Genomic DNA, 23,374 nt, shown 5'->3' with positions numbered 1-23,374 from the left:
TTTTTAGATAGATAGGTACAAATGCTAATTAATCATATGAGTACTTGATCTAAAAGTTAAAGAAAAACTGATGAAATTTAATAGATTTAAATGTAAAAATTGAAGGATGAATACGTGATCTTACATAAATATAAAATTGTTTTTGGCGGTAAAATGGGGGCGGGGAAAACCCAAGCGATAAAATCATTATCAGAAATTTCAGTATTATCTACAGAAGCACAAAATACCGATGAAGATGCACATAGCAAAGCATTAACAACCGTTGGAATCGATTATGGTGAAATTCGATTGGATGATGGTGTAGTTATTGGCTTATACGGTACGCCAGGACAGGATCGTTTTGATTTCGTATGGTCGGTGATTTGTAAAGGCGCGATCGGAGCTGTAGTCTTGATTGATCATTCTCAAAAAGATGCACTTGAAGATCTAAAATTTTATTTTCAGACATTTAAAGAATATTTAAACAACATTGTTGTTGGTGTAACACATGTGGATGAAGATCCGCAAAATCTTTTGAAGCAATATAAAGATTGGATGCATTTAAATGAATACACCATGCCAATTTTTGCTGTTGATGCGCGAAAAAAAGATGATGTATTGTTAATGGTTGAATCTTTGATTGCTCGAGCGGAAGTTGAGTTTAGTTGATCACACAATAAAAGTGATCATTATCGACGATTTAAAATTTTTTCATCGTGAATAATAGTAATACTTTTTAAGCGTAAATTTTATATTTACGCTTTTTTTATCTTAGGAACGCAGATTGGCTTTTTGTGAGGTCAGTCTTTTTAGCAAAAAATAAGCACCAATTTAATCCAGTTCAGAATAATTGCACAAAAATAGTGCATCAAAGTTGTGCTTTATAATTTAAAAATGAGAAGTGTGTGTGAATATGGTGCAATTCTAAATTCTCTAAGTATAATAGATGAAATTTAATAGTTGCTAAGCTTATTTTCTAATATGAAATTCAACATATTAGCAATTATTTTAAAAGTTGGTACGCAAATTGCTATATAAATACCAACTACTAACACGCACTTCACAAGTGCAACAAAAATTCATTGGAGCAAATGAGCATGGCGAACAAGGTCCTTCAACTCATACAAGAAAGTGGCGCAAAATGGGTCGATTTTCGCTTTACTGATACTAAGGGTAAAGAGCAACACGTAAGTTACCCATCTGATACGATCGACGAAGATACTTTCGAAGATGGTAAAATGTTTGATGGTTCTTCAATCGCGGGTTGGAAAGGCATTGAAGCATCTGACATGATCTTACGTCCAGATCCGGAAACAGCTTTCCTTGATCCGTTCTTTGCTGAAGCGACTGTCGTGATCACTTGTGACGTTATTGAACCTTCAACTGGTCAAGGTTATGACCGTGATCCACGTTCGATTGCTCGCCGTGCAGAAGAATACCTAAAATCTACAGGTATTGGTGATACTGCATTTTTTGGTCCTGAACCAGAATTCTTTGTATTTGACGAAGTGAAATGGGACATCGACATGTCTGGCGCACGTCATACATTGATCGCTGAAGAAGCTGCTTGGTCTACAGGTAATTCTTATGAATCAGGTAACTCTGGTCACCGTCCTCGTGTAAAAGGTGGTTATTTCCCAGTTCCTCCTGTAGATTCTTCACAAGACATGCGTGCTGAAATGTGTGCTCGTATTGAAGACATCATGGGCCCTGGTCGTGTAGAAGTACATCACCATGAAGTTGCATCTTGCCAATTAGAAATTGGTGTAAGTTTCAACACGATGGTTCGTAAAGCTGATGAAGTTCAACAGTTTAAATATGCAGTTTGGAACGTTGCTCACCAATATGCAAAAACTGCGACTTTCATGCCTAAACCAATGGTTGGTGATAATGGTTCTGGTATGCACGTTCATATGTCTATCTCTAAAGATGGCAAGAACTTGTTTGCTGGTGATGAATACGCTGGTCTTTCTGAAATGGCGTTGTATTTCATTGGTGGTATCATCAAGCATGCTCGTGCGTTGAATGCAATCACAAACCCTTCAACAAACTCATATAAGCGTCTTGTTCCGCATTATGAAGCACCAATCATGTTGGCTTATTCTGCGCGTAACCGTTCTGCTTCTATCCGTATTCCTTACGTTTCAAGCCCTAAAGGCAAACGTATTGAAGCGCGTTTCCCTGATCCAATGATGAACCCGTACTTAGGTTTTGCTGCATTGTTAATGGCTGGTCTTGATGGTATTCAAAACAAGATCCACCCAGGCGAAGCTGCTGATAAAAACTTGTATGATCTTCCTCCTGAAGAAGAAGCTAAAATCCCTACAGTTGCACATAGCTTAGATATGGCAATTGAGGCGTTGAAAGCTGATCATGACTTCTTGTTAAAAGGTGGCGTGTTCACTAAAGATATGCTTGATGCTTATATTGAGCTTAAAACTGAAGATGTACGTCGTCTTAACACGACTACTCACCCAGTTGAATTTGATATGTACTACAGCTTGTAATTCGTTCACGAATTTAAGCAATAAAAAAACCTGCACTCGATGCAGGTTTTTTATTGAATGCGTTAAAATATAAAATATCAATGAATGATTTAAATTGTTATGGCAAAACCACGAAAAAAAAAACACTGGATTTTTTCCTTGGATTGATCCACAAGATCATGAAAAAGGATTTAAATTAAATTTTTCTGAAGTGACATATCTTGAAATTGGACGAACAATCGAAGGATATAAGCAAGCTGAATTTGTTGAGTTGAGAAATCCAGAATTGGCTTTGGCTTTTGATTACCCAAAGAGTTTTTACATCAGTAGTGAAGGACTTGTGTTGATTAAAACACCTCAAGGTAAGTTTGAAGTGATCGCTAAGACGGATAATGCCTAAGATAACAGTGTGATGCTGGACTAAATCTGTGATTGATAAGAATTGCAGGGCAGGTGTAGGAATAAAAAAAGCCAATGAGAATATTCACTGGCTGTAATTTCTAAAAATTTTTAGTGAGTAACAACTGTATTTAATTGATATTTTTGCATATATTCTTCGCGAATATCATTGCGTTGTTCAGCTGTTGTTGCTTTTTGCATTTTTTGACGCATTTCATTGCGTTCACTACTACTCATTTGTTGCCAGACTTCACGCATTTTTTGCTTTTCTTGTTCAGGCAGCTGGGTGAACCAGTCCATGCGCTGTTGTAAAGCTACGCTTTGATTGGTTGGGATTTCTTTTAGATTTTGATAGCGCTTAATTAGTGCTTTCTGTTCTTCTTCAGAAAGCCCATCCCATGTTTCGTTGACCTGGGCATTTGCATCTTTAGAAAAAATCCAAAAACGTTCAAATCCAGCAAAACTTGTTTGTAGAAAACCAATAGCACAAAATGCCAAAACTAATTTTCTAGCTGCCATGGGAATTTTTATCCTCGCCAAATACAGAAAGCATGTCTAAATCTTCCATCATTTGAGGTGAGAGTTTAGGGCTAACTACCACTTGTTGCGGTGTTTGAGCATCTTTTGATAAGTCAAAAGCATTTGGAATAACCACAAAACCTGTGATTGCAGCTGCAAGTGCAAATCCTGTCATTTTCCAATGTGCAAAACGTGATGTTTGCTTATGCTCAATATGGTCAAGTACGTTATTGATCACAACTGCCTTATTACGGTGATTGCGAGCAATTCCATCCAATTTGGTGGTCACTTGTTTGGTAAAATCATCATTATTCATGTGATGAACCTCCATACGGATTTAGATGTGATAGCGTGGCTCTCAATCCTTGAATCGCCCTGTGATAATGGGTTTTCACGCTACCTTCAGTACAGTTCATAATTGAAGCTGTTGTTTGTGTATCAAAACCTTCCCAAGCACGTAACATAAATGCTTGTTGTTGACGTACAGGGAGTCGACTGATGGCTTCTTGAATCTCTTCTACAGTGACATCTTGATCTAAGAATTGAAGTGGATTTGGTGTAGATTCATCTACAATTTCCATCACTTCTTCTTCGTCAGAATCTAGATCAATTTTACGAAATAAAGAGAATGGGGAAGCACGTCGCGCTTCTTTGCGACGCCAGTCTTGTAACTTATTATTTAAAATTGTGTAGAACAGGGGATACCATTCTTCTGTGGACTTGTCAGCATAGGATTTATACAGGGAAATAAACGCTTCCTGTACTAAATCCATTGCAATCCCATTATGACCTTGGGTCGCATTTTCCATCATCACTAAGGCACGACCTGTCACATCCTGCATAAAAAAACGCAGACGCTGTTCAGCTGTACTCGCTTGAGTACTGGCTAATTCAGACTGTGACTTCTTCGGTGCTAAGTCCATAGAGATGGAAAATCCCGTCATTGGGTACCCACCATACATATTTTAAATTCGTATCCATATAACGTTTAAAATCAGTGATGGGTTGACATGAAATCAATTATTTTTTTAGTTTAAATGATTTTTGACAATAACGGGCATAATTTAAAATAAATTAACGATTATAGGCGCTGTCTGACCATTTCAAAGAAGCAAATTGACCCAGCAACAGCAACGTTGAGAGACTCTTGACCACCTGGTTGTGGAATGCTTACGGCTTCTGCATGTTGTAATGCAAAGTCTGATACGCCTTGACCCTCATTACCTAAGATCCACACACACTGTTTTCGCAATTGTTTTGAATAAAGGCTTTCTGCGTTATGTGAGCTAGTGACATAAACTGGAATTTTAAATTGTTTGAGTATGTCTTCGAGTACAACATTTTCATAAGTTTGTAGTGAAAAATGTGCGCCCATACCTGCGCGAAGGACTCGTGGTGACCAAAGTGATGCAGAGCCTTTGGTACAGACGATTTGTTCAATTCCTGCAGCTGCTGCTGAACGTAGTAGTGTACCTACATTTCCAGGATCTTGAATATTTTCAAGAATTAATGTGTCTTCTGTAAAATTCAAAGCTTCACGTGATGAGGGTAGATCTACGATTGCTAGGCAGGCGATAGATGTGCCTAAAGTGCTGAGATCTTTATATAACGCTTCGCTTAAGACAAAAACGATACCTGTGTATTGAGAAAAAATTTCATCAAAATCAGGGTGTTCAAGTGCATGTTCGGTGGTAAAGATCGACTTGATTTGGCGGTTTTTTTCAAGCCAAGCGAGTGTTAGATGTGTTCCTTCAAGAACGGTTTGTCCTTGTTTTTTACGATAGGTATTTTGTTCAATTAAACCACGTAAGTGTTTAATTTTGGGGTTATCACGTGATTCTAAAAATATGGTAGGCATGGGAGTGCATCCAAAAAATGTAAATCAGGGTTGTGCATCTGCAACAACCCCTGAATGGACTTACTCCCTTATGCAGAGAGTAAAAATCTTTAAAACATCCAACTTGATGTTAGGCACTTAAGAAGGTTTCTTTTAAAGCTTTATGGTTATTTAGCGGTGTCTTACAACCAAGGTTTTGATTAAGGGATTAGTCTTCGGCTCGAGGTACTTTTCTTTCGGGAAAATGAGCAGTGAAACAGCGCAAGGAAACCAACTTGCGAAGCTTCGCTTCTCACCGCAAAACTCGTCAACTATTGTCTTTTAGTTGGTAGATCGCAGAAACATTACCGTACTGTTGTAGTCCTGCCTCAAACACGTTGCGGATGACGTTACCGCGTATCCATATTCATAAAGATTAAAAAATACTTTCAAAGTTACTACGTAACATTATTCAAAACTTAGTTGTGGTAGCTTGTTACAAGCTCAACTTCATTTTTAGAACCAATCACCACAGGAACACGTTGGTGTAATTCTGTCGGTTGAATATCTAAAATGCGGACACGACCAGTGGTTGACGCACCACCTGCTTGTTCCATGAGCATACTCATCGGGTTTGCTTCATACATTAAACGTAAGCGACCTGCTTTTTGAGGATCTTTGGTATCGTATGGGTAAAGGAAAATACCACTACGGCATAGGATGCGGTGAATGTCACCCACCATACATGCGACCCAACGCATGTTGAAGTCTTTTTCACGTACTGAAGTTTTACCCGCTTGTAACTCATCAATATAACGTTTTACAGGTGCTTCCCAGTGACGTTGATTTGATGCATTAATTGCATATTCTTTGGTATCTGCAGCCACTTGAATGCTTTCAGAAGTCAGTAAAAATTCTTTAGATTCAGGATCAAAAGTGAAGAATACTGTGCCAGCGCCGACAGTCAATGCCATCATGGTAGATGGACCATAAAGTACATAACCCGCAGCAGCTTGGTCTTTACCCGCTTGCATAAAGTCTTCAGCTTGAGTGACTGCATTTTTTGCATTTAAAATAGAGAAAATTGTACCAACACACATATTAATGTCGATGTTGCTTGAACCGTCTAATGGATCAAATAAAACTAAGTATTTACCATTTTCTTGTGCAGGGGTGAATTCATCTAATTCTTCAGATGCTAAACCACCGACATTTTTATTGATTTTTAATGCATCAATTAAGTAGTCATTTGAAATAACGTCAAGTTTCTTTTGTTCTTCACCCTGCACGTTTTCATGTTGTGCACTACCCAATACACCTGCCAAAGCACCTTTTTGAAGAAGTTGATCAATTGCTTTACAAGTCGTGGCAATTGTTTCAATAACATTTGCGAGTTCAGGTGTAAGGTTCCCTTGTTGTTGTTCTAAATATTGGGATAGAGTGCGATATGACATATCAGGGGTGCTCCAAAAGCAAAATAGTCGATCAAATTAAACAATCTGCCTATTTTAGATGAGTTCAGACAAAAATAGAAATGATCCTGTGTTATTTGTCGTGAAATTGCCCTTGCAAGTATTTTATAAAGTGTTATGTTGAAGCTATAACGATATGGAAAGAGGGAGCACTGAGATGACAACAGCCAAGTTTGAAGCGACTCCAACACAAGGTGAAGGTATTGATTTAAAAGAAATCAGTACTGAAAGTGTGAAAGATGCATGGAAGGATTATGAAGCGAAACCTGAATTTAAAAAATTCAATAAACATGACATGATTGAATCCATGCAAAGCCCCAAGCCAGAGCAGTCCAAGGCTTAATTTATAAAAGAGCGTTCATTTTTAAATGGACGCTTTTTATTGGACTGGATAATAACTAGGTAAAGTGAGAAATAAAAAAATGCCCAATTTATTGAGCATTCTCTATAACGATTTAAGAACTTAAAATCTATTCATGATTTAGAAATTATTTCAAAAGCGGTGGAACAGCTTCGTAGTTAATTTCTACGCGGCGGTTTTCTTTCCACGAAGTTTCATCATGTCCTGTTTTGATCGGCATTTCTTTACCATAACTGACTGCTTCAAGCTGATTTGCTTTGACACCATTGGTAATTAAATAACTTTCAACTGCTTTTGCACGGCGCTCACCCAAAGCCATGTTGTATTCACGTGTACCACGTTCATCTGTGTGACCCGTTAAAGCCACTTTAGAGTTTGCATTGGCAATCAAGAATTGTGCATGCGCTTGAAGTGTTTGATAGTCTTCATTCGACAAATCACTGCTGTCATAATCAAAATGTACAACACGTTTCGCTAAGAATGCTTTATTCGCTTCAGTTACACCTTTAGACGATGCACCAATTAAGTTTTGAGCATTTAAAGCAGCATCTTCACTTAGACCTTCGGTATTTACAGTCGTTGAGCCACTTGGATTTGTGCCTGATTCAATTGTTGCAGCAGGTTTACGGCTTGCACAACCTGTCATCACGAGGCTAACTGCTAATAAGGGTAAAGCTAGATATTGAATTGATTTCATCTTGATCTCCAGTACTTCAATTTTGAACTGATTGAATATTAAATTAACGAAACATTTACAAATTTTAAAACAAACGATTATTTGGGTGCCCAAGCAGGTTCACGGACTTCACCTTGCTCACTTGGTAAATTCATGCGGAAGCGACCATCTGTAGACATGATCGTCAATAAACCTCGATTACCTTCACGTGTTGCATAAACCACCATTTGTCCATTTGGAGAGAAACTTGGTGATTCATCTAAACTTGTTGGGGTGAGAATATTGGTGATTCCTGTCGAAATTTCTTGAATCGCAACCTTATAGTTACTACCCGATGGGCGGTGTACCAATGCAACATATTTACCATCGGCACTTAAAGTACCACGTGCGTTGAATGCACCACGGAAAGTTAAACGTTTAGTCGTACCATCAGCAAAGTTATAACGATAAATCTGTGCAGATCCACCACGGTCAGAAGTGAAAATAAATGATTTTCCATCTGGTGAATAACGTGCTTCTGTATCGATTGCGCTATCGTTGGTAATGCGTTTAACTTGGCGTGAATCTAAATCCATTTGATAAACTTCAGGATTACCATGCATTGAAGCGGTAAATAGCATCGATTTACCATCAGGTGAGAAGCTTGGCGCGCCATTTAAACCACGGAATCCAGCCAGTTTTTCACGTGTACCTGTTGCCAAATCCTGAACATAAATTGCTGGGCGTTTGGTTTCAAAAGAAACGTATGCAATTTTTTTCGCATCAGGTGTCCAAGCAGGGGAAAGGATTGGGTCGCGTGAGCTTAAAATAGTTTTTGGTTGTTCGCCATCTGTATCTGCAATTTGCAAGGTGTAGCGCTGTTCAGGTGTTGCTGGGTTACGTAATACATAAGCAATACGTCCAGTGAAGTCACCTTGAATACCTGTAAGTGCTTGGTAAATTGCATCACTGATCATGTGTGCAGCTGAACGCACTCGTGATTTTGGGACAGTGAGTAATTCATTCAATAAGAATTTTTGTTTTTCAACGTCATACAGTTGGTAATGAATCGCCAATGAACCATCTGCATTGGTTTTTGATTCTCCTAATACTACATAAGGGACACCAGCTGCTTTCCATGCTTCAGCATTGACATTATTTAAACTTGCTGTTGCTGGTAGGTTTTTCGAAGCACTGGTAAAACGACCTGAACGGTTTAAATCTTGTTCCACAATCGGATAGATTGCTTGATCATTGCTAAAAGGGATGATTGCAATTTTCGGTGCAGATTCAGGTGCTTTGGCAATTTCGAGTTGGAGCTGTGCATAGCTTGTCGTAATCAGTGCAGGACTAAATGCAGCAAAAATTGCTAATCCTAAGAGATGTTTAGGGATGATTTTCATGGGGCGTCATTAACTCAAATATTGGTTTTTTTAACTGTGTTAGCTTTGTAGCATAAAGACATGATTTTAATCTATATAAAGCATGTAATTATGAACAAAAGATTACTTAAGCGAAAAGTTATATTCATACTATAAATAGTTGTGCTTAAAATCTTACATTGATGTGATGAGTATTGAGTTAGTTGTATTCACTTATATCATTTTAGTTGAGTCATTCTGAAGTAAGAATACATAGACTATTCAACCTTAAAAGAAGCACTAAAGCTTCGAGCTTGGCGTCGTGCATCAGGATCAAATGGCATTGGATAAGGTGCAGCAGCTTGAATAGCGCGTTCTATACTGGATTTTATATCAGGGTCAGAGGCATTCACACTGACCGTAGCTACTGAACCGTTTTCACTCAAACTAACTCGTGCTGTTGCTTGCTGTCCTGATGAATTTATTGGTACTTGCCAAGCCCTTTTAACTTTATTTTCAAAGTCTCGTTTAGCCGAGGATGCAATTTGTAATGCTTCATTCTTTTTCTCCAATGAAGTATCAGCTTGCCTTTTGGCTTCAACAGTTGTAATAGTCTTTTCAACAGAAGGAGTGTTGATTGTATTTGGGTTGAGCTCGGCATTTGCAAATACACTTGAACAAAATAATGATAAAACGAGACATGGTAATAGCTGCATAAGTAAACCATATTGATAATTGATCATGTAAAAATTCACCCTACCGAAGTAGGGTGAATCAACATTTTATTTAACGGTGAAATTAGCACTAAAACTACGCGCCTCACGACGTGCATCTGGATCAGATGGCATCGGATAAGGTGCAGCAGCGCGTACAGCTTGTTCTACACTGGCTTTTACATCAGGATCGCTTGAATTCACAATCACTGAAGCGACTGAGCCACTGTCTGTCAAAGTTACCCGTGCAGTTGCTTTCTGCCCAGAAGAACCTGCAGGCATACGCCAAGCATTTCGAACTTTATTTTCAAAATCACGCTTCGCAGAAGAGGCAACTTTACGTGCTTCAGCCTTTTTATTAGCAGCCGCGTTTTTGGCTTGCTCTGCAGCAGACTCTTTTTCATTGTCTAATTCACGTGCAAGATCAGCTTTACGTTTGGCATCTGCTTTGGCTTTTGCATCGGCGTCTGCTTTACGTTTAGCTTCTGCATCCGCTTTTATCTTAGCATCAGCCTTAGCTTTGGCATCCGCATCGGCTTTTGCCTTCGCATTAGCCTTCGCTCTGGCGTCCGCATCAGCTTTGGCTTTAGCATCAGCTTTTGCTTGCTGCGCTTTCTCCGCAGCATCTTTACGTGCTTTTTCAGCAGCTTCCGCTTTGGCTTTTGCTACTGCATCAGCTTTTGCTTGTTGGGCTTTATTTGCTGCTTCTTTACGTGCTTTTTCAGCAGCTTCTGCTTTAGCTTTTGCTGCAGCATCAGCTTTCGCTTGCTGTGCTTTATCAGCGGCATCTTTTCTAACTTTCTCAGCCGCTTCCGCTTTACGTTTAGCATCTGCGGCTAATTTGGCTTGACGAACTCTTTCATTGGCTTCAGCTCTTGCAAGTTGCTTCGCTTTTTCCGCTGCCTCAGCTTTGGCTTGAGCATCTGCAACAGCTTTAGCCTTGTCAGCAGCATTCTTGGCTTGCTTCACTTTTTCAGCCGCTTCTTGTTTCGCCTTTTCAGCTGCATCTGCTTTAGCCTGAGCCAGTTTTGCTGCTTTATCTTGCGCTATTTTCGCAGCTGCAAGCGCGGCTTGTTGTTCTAAAGTGGCAGTTTTGGCTTCATCAGCAGCCTTTTGCTGATCGATGGCTGTAGTATCAGGTTTTTGCTCAGTCGGAATATTGGGTGCATCTTGAACAGGTTCAGCAATTTGTTGAATCTTTTCTGCAACTTGGGTATCCGCAGTTTCTACTGAATCTGAATCCACTACAGGTTTTGGTTCTGGAGGAGGTAAGTCTTCAGGTTTGATTAATACTGTTTTAATCTGTTTAGGTGGTTCAGGTGGTTTACTTAAGCCGAGAAAAAGTAAGCCAGTCAGTGCCACCACATGGATTCCAATCGTAAATCCAAGTGCAATCGCTGTTTCTTTAGATTGTGGCTTTTGATTATTTTTCATAACTTACTTTTTAACAGACTCGGTCAATAAACCTACTTGGTTTAAACCTGCATCTTGAAGAGCAGACATGAGTTGCATGACTTCACCATAAGGACGCGATTGGCTACCATTGATCAAAACAGACAATTGCTTTTGATTCGCATGTGCTTGTTTTTGATTTTCTGTCAGTATGGTTTTTAATTCATCGAGTGTTAATACATCATTATTATGTGTTTTATCTTCGAGTTTGATTGAACCATCCGCTTCAAGCGTGACAATCGCAGGACGATCTTCAGATTGAATTGGATTATTATTCGCCTGTGGTAAGTCAACTTTTACCCCAGTGGTGATCATCGGTGCAGTGACCATGAAAATTACCAATAAAACCAACATGACGTCGATATACGGTACGACATTCATATCACTTTTTAACGGTTTTTTGATACGGTCAAAACTGCCAGAGCGTCGGATTGCCATTATTCAACTTCCTGTGTAGTACCCACAGATTGACGTTGTAATAGCGCCACCATTTCTTCCGAGAATAAAGCTCGATCAGAATAAATTTCTTCGCCTTTCGCCGTGTAATGGTTAAATGCCAATACCGCAGGGATCGCAGCAAATAAACCAATTGCCGTTGCAATAAGTGCTTCTGCAATACCTGGAGCAACAGTGGCTAAAGTCACTTGTTCAACTTGAGCTAAACCAATGAAAGCACTCATGATGCCCCAAACTGTACCAAATAAACCAATATAAGGTGCAACAGAACCGATACTTGCAAGTGAGCTTAGACCTTGTTCTAAACGACCTTGGTCACGACTTAAACCGACACGTAAAATACGTTCAGTGCCTTCGATCATCGGAGCTGTATCTGCATGACGTTTTTTAAGTTTTAGAAATTCACTTAAACCTTGATAGAAAATATCTTCTAAACCGTCTCGTTTAGAATTGAGTTGAGCATTGTTATATAAAGTATTGAGCTCAGCACCCGACCAAAAAATTTTTTGAAAGTGTTCATCGCCTTGGCGGGCTTTTTTATAGCCCATATGTAACTTGGCAATCAGAAACCAACTAAAAATTGAAGCTAATACAAGGATTAGCATGACCAATTGAACCACGGGGCTCGCTTGTAAAATTAAATCAGAGATATGTAGAGAAGATTCTAGTTGTGTTGCCATAGTTACATGTGCCAAAAATATTTTTATTCGTGGGCTAATTCTCTAAGAATTAAGTCACGGATTTCATCAGGAATTCGACGAGGTTTCATGTCTGTACTTAAACATGCCAATTCAACCTCGCCTGAAGCTAGCATGATTTCACCACGATATATATTCTGTTGCAACACAAATGACGAAGCTTTACATGAAACTACACGTGCAGTAACAGTAATAAGATCGTCCATAAGTATAGGACGAGAATATTTCAAAGCAATTTTATGTACAACAAAATTATAATCTTTTTGATGCCAATAATGATCTATGCCAGATGCGCGAAGCCATTCTGTACGTGCTCGCTCCATAAAGCGAATATGATTGGCATGATAAACGATACCACCTGCATCGGTATCTTCAATATATACACGGATTTGAAACTCGAATTTATTCGCCATAATCATTTACCAGTTTGCACATTTACAAGGTGTTATATTTTTTGAGCATGGAAGGGAGTTGTGAGCTGTAAAATTGATTGCTCAAAACTATGCTCTGTAACGGTTTGCAGTTTAGCACATTGATTTTTTTGTGAATTGGCACAAGGTTTCAAATATAACTATTTGAAAATAATTTATTAAAGTTTATATGGGAAGATGAAAATATAAATTAAATTGCTAAAATGATTTATAGATTATCATGTTAAATATCAGTCATGAATGAAAAAAATGAGCAAATGATTTTGCTTCCTTGGATAATGCCTCAACAACAAAGCACTCAGACGATTATTTTGCAACAGCCTGCTAAAACACATATGGAATTAAATGCTTCTACAGATAAGACGGCGATTTCATCCTTCGCTTTGTCTGTAGTAGTTGCATTGATTCTAGGTGGTTTGGCGACTTGGCTTGCGTATTGGTATGGTAAAAAAAGTTTTGATTTAACGAAACAGTCATTTGATGCTGTAATAGCCCAGATTAAAAGTGCTGAAAAAATTATGCTTGAGTCGAATCACGCATTAATTAGAAGTCAAGAAAGAGTAAAACAGATGGAGCTTTTAAATGAAAAAAATAATGCTATCCGTTTGTTAGGAGCAGAGTTTATTTTATCGTGTGAAAACCTAATTTATGAAGCAAAAAGTTTACAACTTAATTTGGGTGAAAAACTACCAGATGATTATGTATTAGAACTAACTCTGAAAAGAGATTCAATGGAAAATATAGGCACGAGGTTAGAGTTATATCTTGGTAATTCTCATTTAAGAGCTAATGTACTTTTATTCAAAAGCGAGCTAATTCGTATTATAACTCCGAGCCTTAGAAGCGAAATTATTACTGATATTGATCTAGACTATTGGAAAGAAGAAATTAGACAGTTTAAGCATGAATTATTTGAGTATTTTGAAAATGAGTTCGGGAGAATTATGCAGGGAGAATAATCTCCCTTTGATACTAATTTTTCGGTTCAGGCGGTGTCATTCCAAATTGTAAATAAGCCTGATTTGTCGCAATTCGCCCACGTGCAGTACGCATCGCATAACCTTGCTGAATCAAATAAGGTTCAATCACATCTTCCAATGTCCCTGAATCTTCAGCCATTGCTGCAGCCAGAGCTTCTACACCCGCAGGACCGCCATCGAAGCGTTCTAATAGCATTGATAAATAACGACGATCTAGTGTGTCTAGACCATCTTTATCGACATTCAACATATCTAAAGCACGTTGTGCCATTTCTTGGGTGACTTCACCAGTCCCTTTGACTTGAGCATAGTCACGGACACGTCGTAACAGGCGGTTGGCAATACGCGGTGTACCACGTGAGCGTCGTGCAACTTCGACTGAACCTTCATGGGTAATTGGTACATCCATCAGATTGGCTGAACGAGTCACAATATGGGTTAAATCTTCTACAGAATAAAATTCAAGACGTTGCACGATCCCAAAACGATCACGCAAAGGTGAGGTGAGTAGACCCGCACGTGTGGTTGCGGCAACCAGTGTAAATGGCGGTAAATCCAACTTGATCGAGCGAGCGGCAGGACCTTCACCAATCATAATATCGAGTTGATAATCTTCCATTGCAGGGTAGAGGATCTCTTCAATCACAGGAGAAAGACGATGAATTTCATCAATAAATAAAACGTCACCTTCTTCAAGATTCGTCAGCATTGCCGCCAAATCACCTGCACGTTCCAGTACAGGACCAGACGTGGATTTGAGATTGCCACCCATTTCACGTGCGATGATATTCGCAAGTGTGGTTTTGCCTAGCCCCGGTGGACCAAAGATTAATGTATGGTCGAGTGCTTCACCACGACCACGTGCTGCACCAATAAAGATTTCCATTTGCTCGCGTACCACAGGCTGACCAATATAGTCATCCAGTGAAGTTGGGCGAATGGCACGATCAAAATGATCTTCGGGTTTTTCAGAACCACTGATTAAACGGTCTTGCATGTTTGATCTATCTTATTTATTCATCGATTTAAGTGCTGCACGGATAATATCACTCGCTTCAGTGAAATCACCTTTGGCTGCATTGACCAATTTCTGTGCTTCTTGTGGTTTATAACCTAATGATTGCAATGCGGCTTCTGCTTCTGCAACCGCAGAATTTCCAGTAAATTGAATTTGTGTTGTGGTTGATGTTGAAGATGTTCCACCCACTGTGAAGGCTTTAAAACGATCACGTAGTTCAATCATTAAACGTTCAGCAGTTTTTGTACCAACACCAGGAACTTTAACCAGTGTTTTTACATCACCATTTTCAACAGTATGTACCAACATTTCCACACTTAAGGTTGAAAGAATGCCTAAAGCCATTTTAGGACCAACACCATTGACTTTGAGTAATGTGCGGAAAATGATTTTTTCTTGTTGATTTAAAAAACCATACAGCAGTTGAGCATCTTCACGAACGGCTAAATGCGTCCAAAGTGTAACTTTTTGACCTTTTTGCAGTTGGCAAAAGGTAGAAAGCGGGGTGTCAATTTCATAGCCCACTCCATTTACATTTAAAAGTACAGTCGGTGCTTCCAAAGCTAAGACTTCACCAATTAGACATCCGATCATTGCATTTATTCACTTATCGCTAGTTAAATCACCATGCTTTACATTTAAGTGGCATGATGTTGATATTTTAAATTGTTCCGAGAGTATAACGAAGCTTGAAAAATTACCAATCTTTCATTCTCCAAATGCTTTAAAAGAAACCAACCTTATTACCCTGTAACTCTTGCGCCAAGTTATAGGCTTGATGATCTGAAAATTTACTGACAATATCCAAGACTTGCATAATATTGTCATAATGATCATCACTAAAACGTGCCCCAAAACGTTCTAGAATCGACATTAATCGGCCATCTTTAAAACTCAAGGTTTTATTCGGTGTGGTCAGCGGAATAAATGCATCTAATATATGTTGCAAACTTTGATGGGCGATAATTTCAAGACCTGACTTTTGCGGATGCTCAAAGATTTTTTCACGTGCTAGGTTTTTCGCACGATCGATACCAATCTCAATATCTTCTGAGCAATATTGCAGTAATGAACCTTTGAGTTGCCCTGATAAAATTTGAAAATGCTGTTTGGCAAATGCTGTAGTGACTTCATCGACTAAGCGTTTCATTACACGACCACGCAAAGCTGCAATTTTTTGTTGCCACGTTGTATAAGGCATATTCAGTTCAGCAGGAATACCAAAATCACCCAATAAATCAAGGAAAATCGGTTCAACTTCTTCATAAGTCAGCATATTTAAAATAATGCCATCTTCAAGATCAATCAGTGCGTAACAAATATCATCTGCCGCTTCGAGTAAATAAGTCAAAGGATGACGACACCAATGATCTTCGCCTAACTGAATTAATCCTAATTGAGTGGCAATTTGTCGAAGAATATCTTTTTCCGCTTGGTAACAGCCAAACTTGGCACGCTTACTTGCTGGCGTATCACCTTGCGATTCGATGGTTTTTGATAACCAAGGGTACTTTAAGTAAGCCCCTAAGGTTGCGTAAGTAAGGCGCATTCCGCCATCATTGGGATGATAATCAATCTTGGTGAGTAGTCTCAGACCTTGTGCATTACCTTCAAATTGGCGTACATCGGCTTGTTGTTCTGCACTTAAATCTTTTAAAAAATCGGTATGTGAGGCATCGTCAAACCATTCTCGAATCGCATATTCACCTGCATGTCCAAAGGGTGGATTGCCAATATCATGCGCCAAACAAGCGGCTTGAATAATTGCCCCCACATCGGCAGGGGAAATCCACATCGGGAGTTCATCTTTGATTTTTTCGGCTGCAAGCATCCCGAGCGAACGCCCAATACAAGATACTTCAAGGGAATGAGTTAAACGGGTGTGAATACCATCATGTTGTGTGAGCGGATGAACTTGCGTTTTACGATTTAGTTGACGAAAACTTTGTGAAAATATAATACGGTCATAATCTTTATGAAATGGGCTACGTGCCTGTTCTGTACTTTGCTTTTTACTGCCTAAACGAACTGTGGAGAGCAGTTCTAACCAACGCATTTGTGTCATTTATCGTTATTCACCTATTACTTATTTGCATCATGCCAAATTAATTGAGAATGTACTAGAGTAGGGCGACATAAGTTGACGAATTAAATCATGTGTTTGGAATGAAGGTTCAATTTTGAAAATGAAAATTTGGAAATAAACCATAAGCAAAATTTAAGTCAATCATTGTTTAAATCTTGCTTATTGACAATAAAACAGCGATTTATGATTCATTTTTTGATGTTTGGACTGTTTTAGATTCGAGCATGCATTTCAAAGTACAATAGCTTTGGTCTGAATAGGTGGCTAAAGGTCCATCATAATTTGGGTCGAGTTCGTTTGCATTTACAAGTTCTTTGCAAGTCGTACAACGCTCAAGCGTTAATGTTGAAGTTTCGTCCAAAGTGGATGATGTATGGTCTGACATAAACAAAGCTCTAAAGGTTAATTAAAACACATAAATATTTTAAGGGTTTATTGTATGTCGAAATGTTAGGAAAAAGTCATCAAAATGATTGTATTTGAAAATTTATGATTATTAATTAATCAATTAGTTTTAATATGCAGTTTAAAAATAAGGTTAAACGATGATTTAAAAAGTCTAAAGACGTAGGCGTTAACAAAATCAAAAGTAAATTAAAGCCATGTAAAAGTAAACTTGGAGAAAAATTTGCAGAAAAATAACGATCAAGAAGAAAAATTTGATTACAAGTTAGAAATAAAAGCACATTTCTTCGCTTATGGAATTTGGATTGTTGTCGGTTTATTTCTCTATGGTTTTATTCAGTTTTTATCACTGTTTGAACCTAAAACTCGTTTGAAATATGCAGATGTGACTGTGGAGGAACGACTTCGCAATTCACCTAAAATTTTTAGTTATTTCAATGATCAAGCACAACTCATTTTTGCTGAAAAGTTAGCACCGTTTAAATATGATGATATCTCATGGGTACCTCAGAAAATGCCTTATAAACTGTTTCAATTTGAAATATCAGACATTGAGTTAAAACAGCAACAATTTGAAGAAATTTATATTTCAAAGTTAAAGGAAAATGGTTGGGAACGAATCTCAGATACTCAGGAGTCAATGTACTACTTAGGCTCAGCAGATTATAGCTTTATGGATCAATATGGTCATCGAATTTTTATTTATCAACCGATTCATAACTTAGAAAATCCACATTATTGGAAAATTTCAATGGTTGAAAATTCAGGAATATATGAATATAACAAGACTTTGGTAAAACACTGAAAATTCAAAAGGTAATATGACTAAAAGATTAGTATTGATGAGCGCACTTCTTTTATCCGCTTGTAGTCAATCTGAGCAAAAACATTCCAATCAGCAGCAAGAAGTTGAAACACAGAATAAGGCTGAAAAAGAACATTCTCAAATTGAAGAAAGTATTCCTACACAACCTGAAGCATTAGATTTGCCTATAGCGACTTTTGCATTTCAAACTGATGGTGATCAAATTATCCCTAAAAATTGTGTTTGGACGGATGATGCTCATGCAGAAGGGAAAAGTTATTGGGCACTTTCAGCAAGTAGTGAGATCAATGGTAAATCTGAGTTTAGTAAAGAAGACCTTCAAGTCGAAAAAGTGAAACTTGGGCAAGCAGTTAAAAATTGTCAAAGTGGTTTCGCTACTGAAACTCAAAAATACGCTTATGCCATCAGTCGCGAGGGAGATTTAATTAACTTTATTGCACTTAAATCAGATCGACTCATTCAAAATAAAGATCATCGTTACAGTATTGACCTGAATAAAAATGGCAAAGCTGAAAAAGTGTATGTCTGTTACAACACGGAAAGTTTAGATGCATTTTTTATAGATTCATCAACTAAGCATCCTGATCTACATCATGTCAATGTTCAGCTTTCATTTAGTATTGACGGTGGAATAGAAGAAGATATTTCTTGTGGTGATGTGTTTTATAAAAAGAGTGGCATCATTGCTAAAGAAAACGCACAGACAGGTGAATTCAGCTATTCAGTCAAGTAAATCAATTGTTACGAATCATGTTTGAATTTGAAAGTCAAAGTAAATAGAGCATTTTAAACGAAGAAAACTTAATTTTTTAAGTCAGAGATGACTAGCTCAAAACTTGCTTTCACAGTAGAATATGCGCTCTCTTCAAGTCACATTGCGGTAGGTTGTCTAGACCTGCCCGTGGAGCCAAAAACAGCATGTTTATCGTTGCCGGTGCACCTGCACACTCTTCTTTTAAGCAAACACAACTATTAACACGCCTTGCGTCAATCAGTTCTGTTCAATCAATAGAAAGCCAATGGGTTTACCTTTTCGACCAAGCGCTCAACGAGCAACAACAGCAATCTGCTTTACAGCTTTTAAACGATGGCGCATCGTTTGAAGTTCGCAAAGCTGCAAGTGACGAAGTCCAGATTTTAGTGACACCTCGTGTCGGTACAATTTCGCCGTGGTCATCTAAAGCAACTGATATTTTTGCCAACTGTAATACACCTGTACACCGCTTAGAACGCGGTGTTTTGTTTACTTTAAAGGGTATTTCTGACGTATCTGATGAAGTTAAACAGGTTTTACATGACCGTATGACGGAAAGTGTTTTCAATCAGATTGATGACGCTGCTGCATTATTCTCTGAAACTGCACCAAAGCCTTTAAATTCAATTGATATTTTAGGTCAGGGCAAAGATGCACTGGTGAAAGCAAACTCTGAGTTTGGTTTTGCATTGTCTGATGAAGAAATTGATTATTTAGTTGCGGCATTCAATAAACTGGGTCGTAACCCACACGACATCGAACTGATGATGTTTGCTCAGGCAAACTCTGAACATTGCCGTCATAAAATCTTTGGTTCTGAATGGACTATTGATGGCGAAGTTCAGCCATTGTCATTGTTCCAGATGATTAAAAATACCTATAAAGAATCTCCAACAGACGTATTGTCAGCATATAAAGACAACGCATCTGTGATCGTGGGCTTTGATACTCAACGTTTCTATCCGAAAAAAGACGAAGCGACAGGTCACCACGTTTATAAATACAAGAGCCAGGCTGCTCACATCCTGATGAAAGTGGAAACTCACAACCATCCAACAGCGATTGCACCATTTGCAGGTGCTGCGACAGGTTCGGGCGGTGAAATCCGTGATGAAGGTGCAACAGGTCGTGGTGGTAAACCAAAAGCAGGTTTAACAGGTTTCACAGTTTCTAACCTGAACATTCCAGGTTTTGAACAGCCTTGGGAAGACAACTACGGCAAACCATCACGTATGGCTTCACCTTTGCAGATCATGATTGATGGTCCTTTAGGTGGCGCTGCATTTAACAACGAATTTGGTCGTCCTGCATTAAATGGTTATTTCCGTACATTTGAACAGAATGTCAATGGTGATGTGAAAGGTTTCCATAAACCAATCATGATCGCAGGTGGTTACGGCAACATCCGTCCTGACCATGTCGAAAAAGATGCAATTCAACCAGGCGACTTACTGATTGTCCTTGGTGGTCCTGCAATGCTCATCGGTTTAGGTGGTGGCGCAGCGTCTTCTGTAGACAGTGGTAAACTCGGTGAAAACCTTGATTTTGCTTCAGTTCAACGTGAAAACCCAGAAATGGAGCGTCGTTGCCAGGAAGTGATTGATGCTTGCTGGAGAATGGAAGATTTCAACCCAATCGTATCTGTACATGATGTCGGCGCGGGCGGTATTTCCAATGCAATGCCTGAACTTGTCAATGATCACGAGTTAGGTGCAATCCTTGATCTTCGTAAGATTCCATCCTTAGAGCCAGGCATGTCTCCTATGGAAATTTGGTCAAACGAAGCCCAGGAACGTTATGTCCTTGCGATCAAACCAGAATCTTTAGAATTATTTGAATCTATCTGTGCGCGTGAACGTTGCCCATTTGCTGTTCTTGGTGAAGCGACTGAAGCACGTCAGTTGACTGTAAACGATCCATTGTTTGATAACAAAGCTGTGGATATGCCAATGCAAGTGATGCTTGGTGGTACACCTCGCATGAGCCGTTCGTATGAAACGATTGAGCGCAAAGGCGATGATTTTACCGCTGCACAAGTGACTGACTTAAAAGATGCGATTTTCCGTGTCTTAAAAAATCCAACAGTTGCATCTAAATCATTCCTGATCACAATCGGTGACCGTTCAATCACAGGTATGGTTGCACGTGATCAGATGGTGGGGCGTTGGCAGGTTCCAGTGGCAGATGCTGCTGTAACAACCACAAGCTTACAAGGCTATACAGGTGAAGCAATGGCAATGGGTGAACGTCCACCTGTGGCATTGTTAAACCCTGCTGCTTCAGCTCGTTTATCAGTCGCTGAATCAATTTCTAACATCATGTGTGCCAACATCGAACAGATCAGTGACATTAAACTGTCTGCAAACTGGATGGCGGCTGCGGGTCAGAAAGGTGAGGATCAGGCATTATTCGAGGGTGTTAAAGCCATCGGTATGGAAATGTGTCCTGCACTCGGTATCGCAATTCCAGTGGGTAAAGACTCATTGTCAATGCGTACCACTTGGAATGACGAAGGCGAAGATAAATCTGTAACTTCTCCAATGTCTGGCGTGATCACTGCATTTGCACCTGTTTTAGATGTACGTAAAACATTGACCCCTGAACTGAAAAATGAAGATTCAGTACTCGTTCGCATTGACTTGTCCAAAGGTCAGTTCCGTTTAGGTGGTTCGATTCTTGCACAGGTTTATAAAGCAATCGGTTCAGTAACACCTGATGTCGACAGTTTTGATGATTTCAAAGCATTCTTTGCACTGGTGCAGGACTGGAACAACCGTGGCTTGATCAAAGCGTATCATGACATCGGTGATGGTGGTTTACTTGCGACAGTTGCTGAAATGATGTTTGCTTCACGCTTAGGTGTAACACTTGAAAATCAATCGACTGAAAGCTTATTTGCAGAAGAAATTGGTGCAGTATTGCAGATTTCTAAAGCAGACTGGGCAACATTGGCTGATGAAGTTGCTGCTTCAAGCTTGAAAGATGCAATTGCTGTTGTTGGTACAGTGAATGATTCAGACACATTGTCTGTGAATGGTTTAGTGCTTGAACGTGCTGAATTACAACAGGCGTGGACTGAAGTTTCTCATCAGATCCAGCGCTTACGTGACAACGTTGAAACTGCTGATTCTGAATATTCATTGATCGCTGATAAAAACCATAAAGGTATTATTGCTTTACCAACATTCGATTTGAATGAGCCTGTAGAAGCACCATATATCAATGAACGCCGTCCGAACATGATGATTTTACGTGAACAAGGCGTAAACGGTCATGTGGAAATGGCTGCGGCATTTGATAAGGTTGGCTTTAATACTGTCGATGTTCACATGAGCGATTTACTTTCAGGTCGTATTGATTTGGACGACTTTGAAGGTTTAGTGGCGTGTGGTGGTTTCTCTTACGGTGACGTATTGGGCGCAGGCGGTGGTTGGGCTAAATCAGTCTTGTTCAATCCAAAACTGCGTGATCAGTTTGAAAAATTCTTTAACCGTGACAATACCTTCTCTGTTGGTATCTGTAATGGTTGTCAGATGCTTGCACAGCTTGCTCCACTGATTCCTGGTGCAGACAACTGGCCTCGTTTCCGTCGTAATACCTCTGAAATGTTTGAAGCGCGTGTTGTGAACGTTAAAGTTGAAAAATCTCCATCTATTCTTTTAGAAGGAATGGAAGGTTCAATTTTACCAATCGCTGTGGCGCATGGTGAAGGTCGTGCAGATACGACTGCTGAAAACTTTGCATCGTTGAATGCAGGTAATCAGGTGATCTTACGTTATGTAGACAGTCAGGGTAATGCAACTCAACAGTATCCGATGAACCCGAATGGTTCGCCTGAAGCGATTTCTGGTGTGACGTCGAAAGATGGTCGTGCAACGATTATGATGCCGCATCCTGAGCGTAACTTCCGTGCAATTCAGCATTCGTGGAAACCTGAAGAATGGACTGAAGATGGTGCATGGTTACGTATGTTCCGTAATGCACGTAAGTTCATTGGTTAATTGATGGTTTTCAATACCAAATAGAAGAAGCCCCGAAAGGGGCTTTTTTGTTTTAGAAAATATTTTCATAAAAGAAATAATAAGCATCAGTTCTTTCAAAATTTGAAATTTGATTCCACATATTTGAAGGAGGAATTTCTTTGAGAAAGCCAAAACTTACTAAATCTAGATTAGGGTGTATAAAAGTTGTTATCCCTTCGGGACTTAAATCAGTCCTGTGTTCTGAGAGATATGTTGAATTATTTTTAAAATCTCTACCATGTAAATTGAGCTTTTCAATTTCAGTTATTAGGTAGTTATTTAACTTAGTAATAATATATGTATATTTGTCAAATTCATGTTTTGAAATTTGCTGTTGTTTCAAAAGTATTGTTACCCGACCAATCATTCTTGCTTGTTTTTCTAAATAAGTTTGATCAAGAATTCCTAAAATTTCATAGCCTAGTTCAGTATTGCTTTTATCTTGAAAAAATTTTTCAATGAATTCAGGATCAGCACTCTGTAGC

At 39.0% G+C, this 23,374-nt stretch carries 23 protein-coding genes and 2 pseudogenes; 8 read left to right on the top strand and 17 right to left on the bottom strand.

Features of this window, described 5'->3' with window-relative positions; translation table 11 throughout:
* Positions 1 to 114: 114 nt before the first annotated feature.
* The 3 genes from EXE10_RS14465 to EXE10_RS14455 all read left to right on the top strand — a co-directional run bounded on the left by EXE10_RS14465 (position 115) and on the right by EXE10_RS14455 (position 2,865).
* Positions 115 to 648, top strand: coding sequence for a GTP-binding protein (locus tag EXE10_RS14465; RefSeq protein WP_068976098.1), 534 nt, complete (start codon positions 115 to 117; stop codon positions 646 to 648).
* 422 nt (positions 649 to 1,070) lie between these two features.
* A complete protein-coding gene (gene glnA / locus EXE10_RS14460) occupies positions 1,071 to 2,486 on the top strand; it encodes a type I glutamate--ammonia ligase (RefSeq protein WP_171404991.1) in 1,416 nt (471 codons plus the stop codon).
* A gap of 94 nt (positions 2,487 to 2,580) precedes the next feature.
* The gene (locus tag EXE10_RS14455; protein WP_130113833.1) at positions 2,581 to 2,865 is read left to right on the top strand and encodes a hypothetical protein; all 285 of its coding nucleotides are present in this window, start codon (positions 2,581 to 2,583) and stop codon (positions 2,863 to 2,865) included.
* A gap of 110 nt (positions 2,866 to 2,975) precedes the next feature.
* On the opposite strand, the gene EXE10_RS14450 is transcribed toward EXE10_RS14455, so the two are convergent.
* From EXE10_RS14450 to EXE10_RS14430, 5 genes are all read right to left on the bottom strand, one after another.
* On the bottom strand, positions 2,976 to 3,383 hold the full coding sequence (locus EXE10_RS14450; protein ID WP_130113832.1) for a DUF3106 domain-containing protein: 408 nt from the start codon (positions 3,381 to 3,383) through the stop codon (positions 2,976 to 2,978).
* On the bottom strand, positions 3,373 to 3,699 hold the full coding sequence (locus EXE10_RS14445; RefSeq protein ID WP_068976094.1) for a hypothetical protein: 327 nt from the start codon (positions 3,697 to 3,699) through the stop codon (positions 3,373 to 3,375). Before EXE10_RS14445 ends, EXE10_RS14450 begins: the two co-directional genes overlap by 11 nt.
* A complete protein-coding gene (locus tag EXE10_RS14440; RefSeq protein ID WP_068976093.1) occupies positions 3,692 to 4,306 on the bottom strand; it encodes an RNA polymerase sigma factor in 615 nt (204 codons plus the stop codon). Before EXE10_RS14440 ends, EXE10_RS14445 begins: the two co-directional genes overlap by 8 nt.
* Before the next feature lie 158 nt (positions 4,307 to 4,464).
* The gene (locus EXE10_RS14435; protein ID WP_130113831.1) at positions 4,465 to 5,241 is read right to left on the bottom strand and encodes a TrmH family RNA methyltransferase; all 777 of its coding nucleotides are present in this window, start codon (positions 5,239 to 5,241) and stop codon (positions 4,465 to 4,467) included.
* 437 nt (positions 5,242 to 5,678) lie between these two features.
* Complete coding sequence (locus EXE10_RS14430; protein WP_068976091.1) at positions 5,679 to 6,653, bottom strand: class 1 fructose-bisphosphatase; 975 nt, start codon at positions 6,651 to 6,653, stop codon at positions 5,679 to 5,681.
* A 175-nt stretch (positions 6,654 to 6,828) separates the two neighbouring features.
* On the opposite strand from EXE10_RS14430, the gene EXE10_RS14425 reads away from it, so the two are divergent.
* Complete coding sequence (locus tag EXE10_RS14425) at positions 6,829 to 7,014, top strand: NF038105 family protein (RefSeq protein ID WP_068976090.1); 186 nt, start codon at positions 6,829 to 6,831, stop codon at positions 7,012 to 7,014.
* A 145-nt stretch (positions 7,015 to 7,159) separates the two neighbouring features.
* Here EXE10_RS14425 and pal read toward each other — a convergent pair whose 3' ends face one another.
* From pal to ybgC, 7 genes and pseudogenes are all read right to left on the bottom strand, one after another.
* Complete coding sequence (gene pal, locus EXE10_RS14420) at positions 7,160 to 7,729, bottom strand: peptidoglycan-associated lipoprotein Pal (protein ID WP_068976089.1); 570 nt, start codon at positions 7,727 to 7,729, stop codon at positions 7,160 to 7,162.
* Between the two features lie 77 nt (positions 7,730 to 7,806).
* A complete protein-coding gene (gene tolB, locus EXE10_RS14415; RefSeq protein ID WP_130113830.1) occupies positions 7,807 to 9,090 on the bottom strand; it encodes a Tol-Pal system beta propeller repeat protein TolB in 1,284 nt (427 codons plus the stop codon).
* Positions 9,091 to 9,326: 236 nt separating this feature from the next.
* Positions 9,327 to 9,614, bottom strand: a pseudogene (locus EXE10_RS22150) (cell envelope integrity protein TolA); the annotation flags it as partial.
* Between the two features lie 216 nt (positions 9,615 to 9,830).
* Positions 9,831 to 11,195, bottom strand: a complete 1,365-nt coding sequence (gene tolA, locus EXE10_RS14405) for a cell envelope integrity protein TolA (RefSeq protein ID WP_130113828.1) — start codon at positions 11,193 to 11,195, stop codon at positions 9,831 to 9,833.
* 3 nt (positions 11,196 to 11,198) lie between these two features.
* On the bottom strand, positions 11,199 to 11,651 hold the full coding sequence (tolR, locus tag EXE10_RS14400; protein ID WP_130113827.1) for a protein TolR: 453 nt from the start codon (positions 11,649 to 11,651) through the stop codon (positions 11,199 to 11,201).
* Positions 11,651 to 12,349, bottom strand: a complete 699-nt coding sequence (tolQ, locus tag EXE10_RS14395) for a protein TolQ (protein WP_068976084.1) — start codon at positions 12,347 to 12,349, stop codon at positions 11,651 to 11,653. Before tolQ ends, tolR begins: the two co-directional genes overlap by 1 nt.
* Positions 12,350 to 12,372: 23 nt before the next feature.
* Complete coding sequence (gene ybgC, locus EXE10_RS14390) at positions 12,373 to 12,780, bottom strand: tol-pal system-associated acyl-CoA thioesterase (RefSeq protein WP_068976122.1); 408 nt, start codon at positions 12,778 to 12,780, stop codon at positions 12,373 to 12,375.
* A gap of 254 nt (positions 12,781 to 13,034) precedes the next feature.
* On the opposite strand from ybgC, the gene EXE10_RS21925 reads away from it, so the two are divergent.
* On the top strand, positions 13,035 to 13,757 hold the full coding sequence (locus EXE10_RS21925) for a hypothetical protein (RefSeq protein WP_228256842.1): 723 nt from the start codon (positions 13,035 to 13,037) through the stop codon (positions 13,755 to 13,757).
* 13 nt (positions 13,758 to 13,770) lie between these two features.
* Here the strand turns inward: EXE10_RS21925 and ruvB are convergent, their stop codons facing one another.
* The 4 genes from ruvB to EXE10_RS14365 all read right to left on the bottom strand — a co-directional run bounded on the left by ruvB (position 13,771) and on the right by EXE10_RS14365 (position 17,267).
* Positions 13,771 to 14,775: a Holliday junction branch migration DNA helicase RuvB gene (ruvB, locus tag EXE10_RS14380; RefSeq protein ID WP_068976082.1), complete on the bottom strand. Its 1,005-nt coding sequence runs from the start codon at positions 14,773 to 14,775 to the stop codon at positions 13,771 to 13,773.
* A 12-nt stretch (positions 14,776 to 14,787) separates the two neighbouring features.
* Complete coding sequence (gene ruvA, locus EXE10_RS14375) at positions 14,788 to 15,390, bottom strand: Holliday junction branch migration protein RuvA (protein WP_130113826.1); 603 nt, start codon at positions 15,388 to 15,390, stop codon at positions 14,788 to 14,790.
* A gap of 130 nt (positions 15,391 to 15,520) precedes the next feature.
* Positions 15,521 to 16,861, bottom strand: coding sequence for a deoxyguanosinetriphosphate triphosphohydrolase (locus tag EXE10_RS14370; protein ID WP_068976079.1), 1,341 nt, complete (start codon positions 16,859 to 16,861; stop codon positions 15,521 to 15,523).
* Between the two features lie 202 nt (positions 16,862 to 17,063).
* On the bottom strand, positions 17,064 to 17,267 hold the full coding sequence (locus tag EXE10_RS14365; protein WP_130113825.1) for a hypothetical protein: 204 nt from the start codon (positions 17,265 to 17,267) through the stop codon (positions 17,064 to 17,066).
* A 243-nt stretch (positions 17,268 to 17,510) separates the two neighbouring features.
* Here EXE10_RS14365 and EXE10_RS14360 point away from each other — a divergent pair, with 243 nt between their 5' ends.
* From EXE10_RS14360 to purL, 3 genes are all read left to right on the top strand, one after another.
* On the top strand, positions 17,511 to 18,092 hold the full coding sequence (locus tag EXE10_RS14360; protein ID WP_130113824.1) for a hypothetical protein: 582 nt from the start codon (positions 17,511 to 17,513) through the stop codon (positions 18,090 to 18,092).
* Between the two features lie 37 nt (positions 18,093 to 18,129).
* Complete coding sequence (locus EXE10_RS14355; RefSeq protein ID WP_228256841.1) at positions 18,130 to 18,846, top strand: hypothetical protein; 717 nt, start codon at positions 18,130 to 18,132, stop codon at positions 18,844 to 18,846.
* A 185-nt stretch (positions 18,847 to 19,031) separates the two neighbouring features.
* The gene (gene purL, locus EXE10_RS14350) at positions 19,032 to 22,868 is read left to right on the top strand and encodes a phosphoribosylformylglycinamidine synthase (protein WP_130113822.1); all 3,837 of its coding nucleotides are present in this window, start codon (positions 19,032 to 19,034) and stop codon (positions 22,866 to 22,868) included.
* Positions 22,869 to 22,920: 52 nt separating this feature from the next.
* Here the strand turns inward: purL and EXE10_RS21525 are convergent.
* Positions 22,921 to 23,374: pseudogene (locus tag EXE10_RS21525) on the bottom strand (hypothetical protein); the annotation flags it as partial.

This window comes from Acinetobacter sp. WCHAc060033, from assembly GCF_004209125.1.
Taxonomy (GTDB): domain Bacteria; phylum Pseudomonadota; class Gammaproteobacteria; order Pseudomonadales; family Moraxellaceae; genus Acinetobacter; species Acinetobacter wuhouensis.
This window is presented reverse-complemented; position numbering and strand designations above follow the sequence as displayed.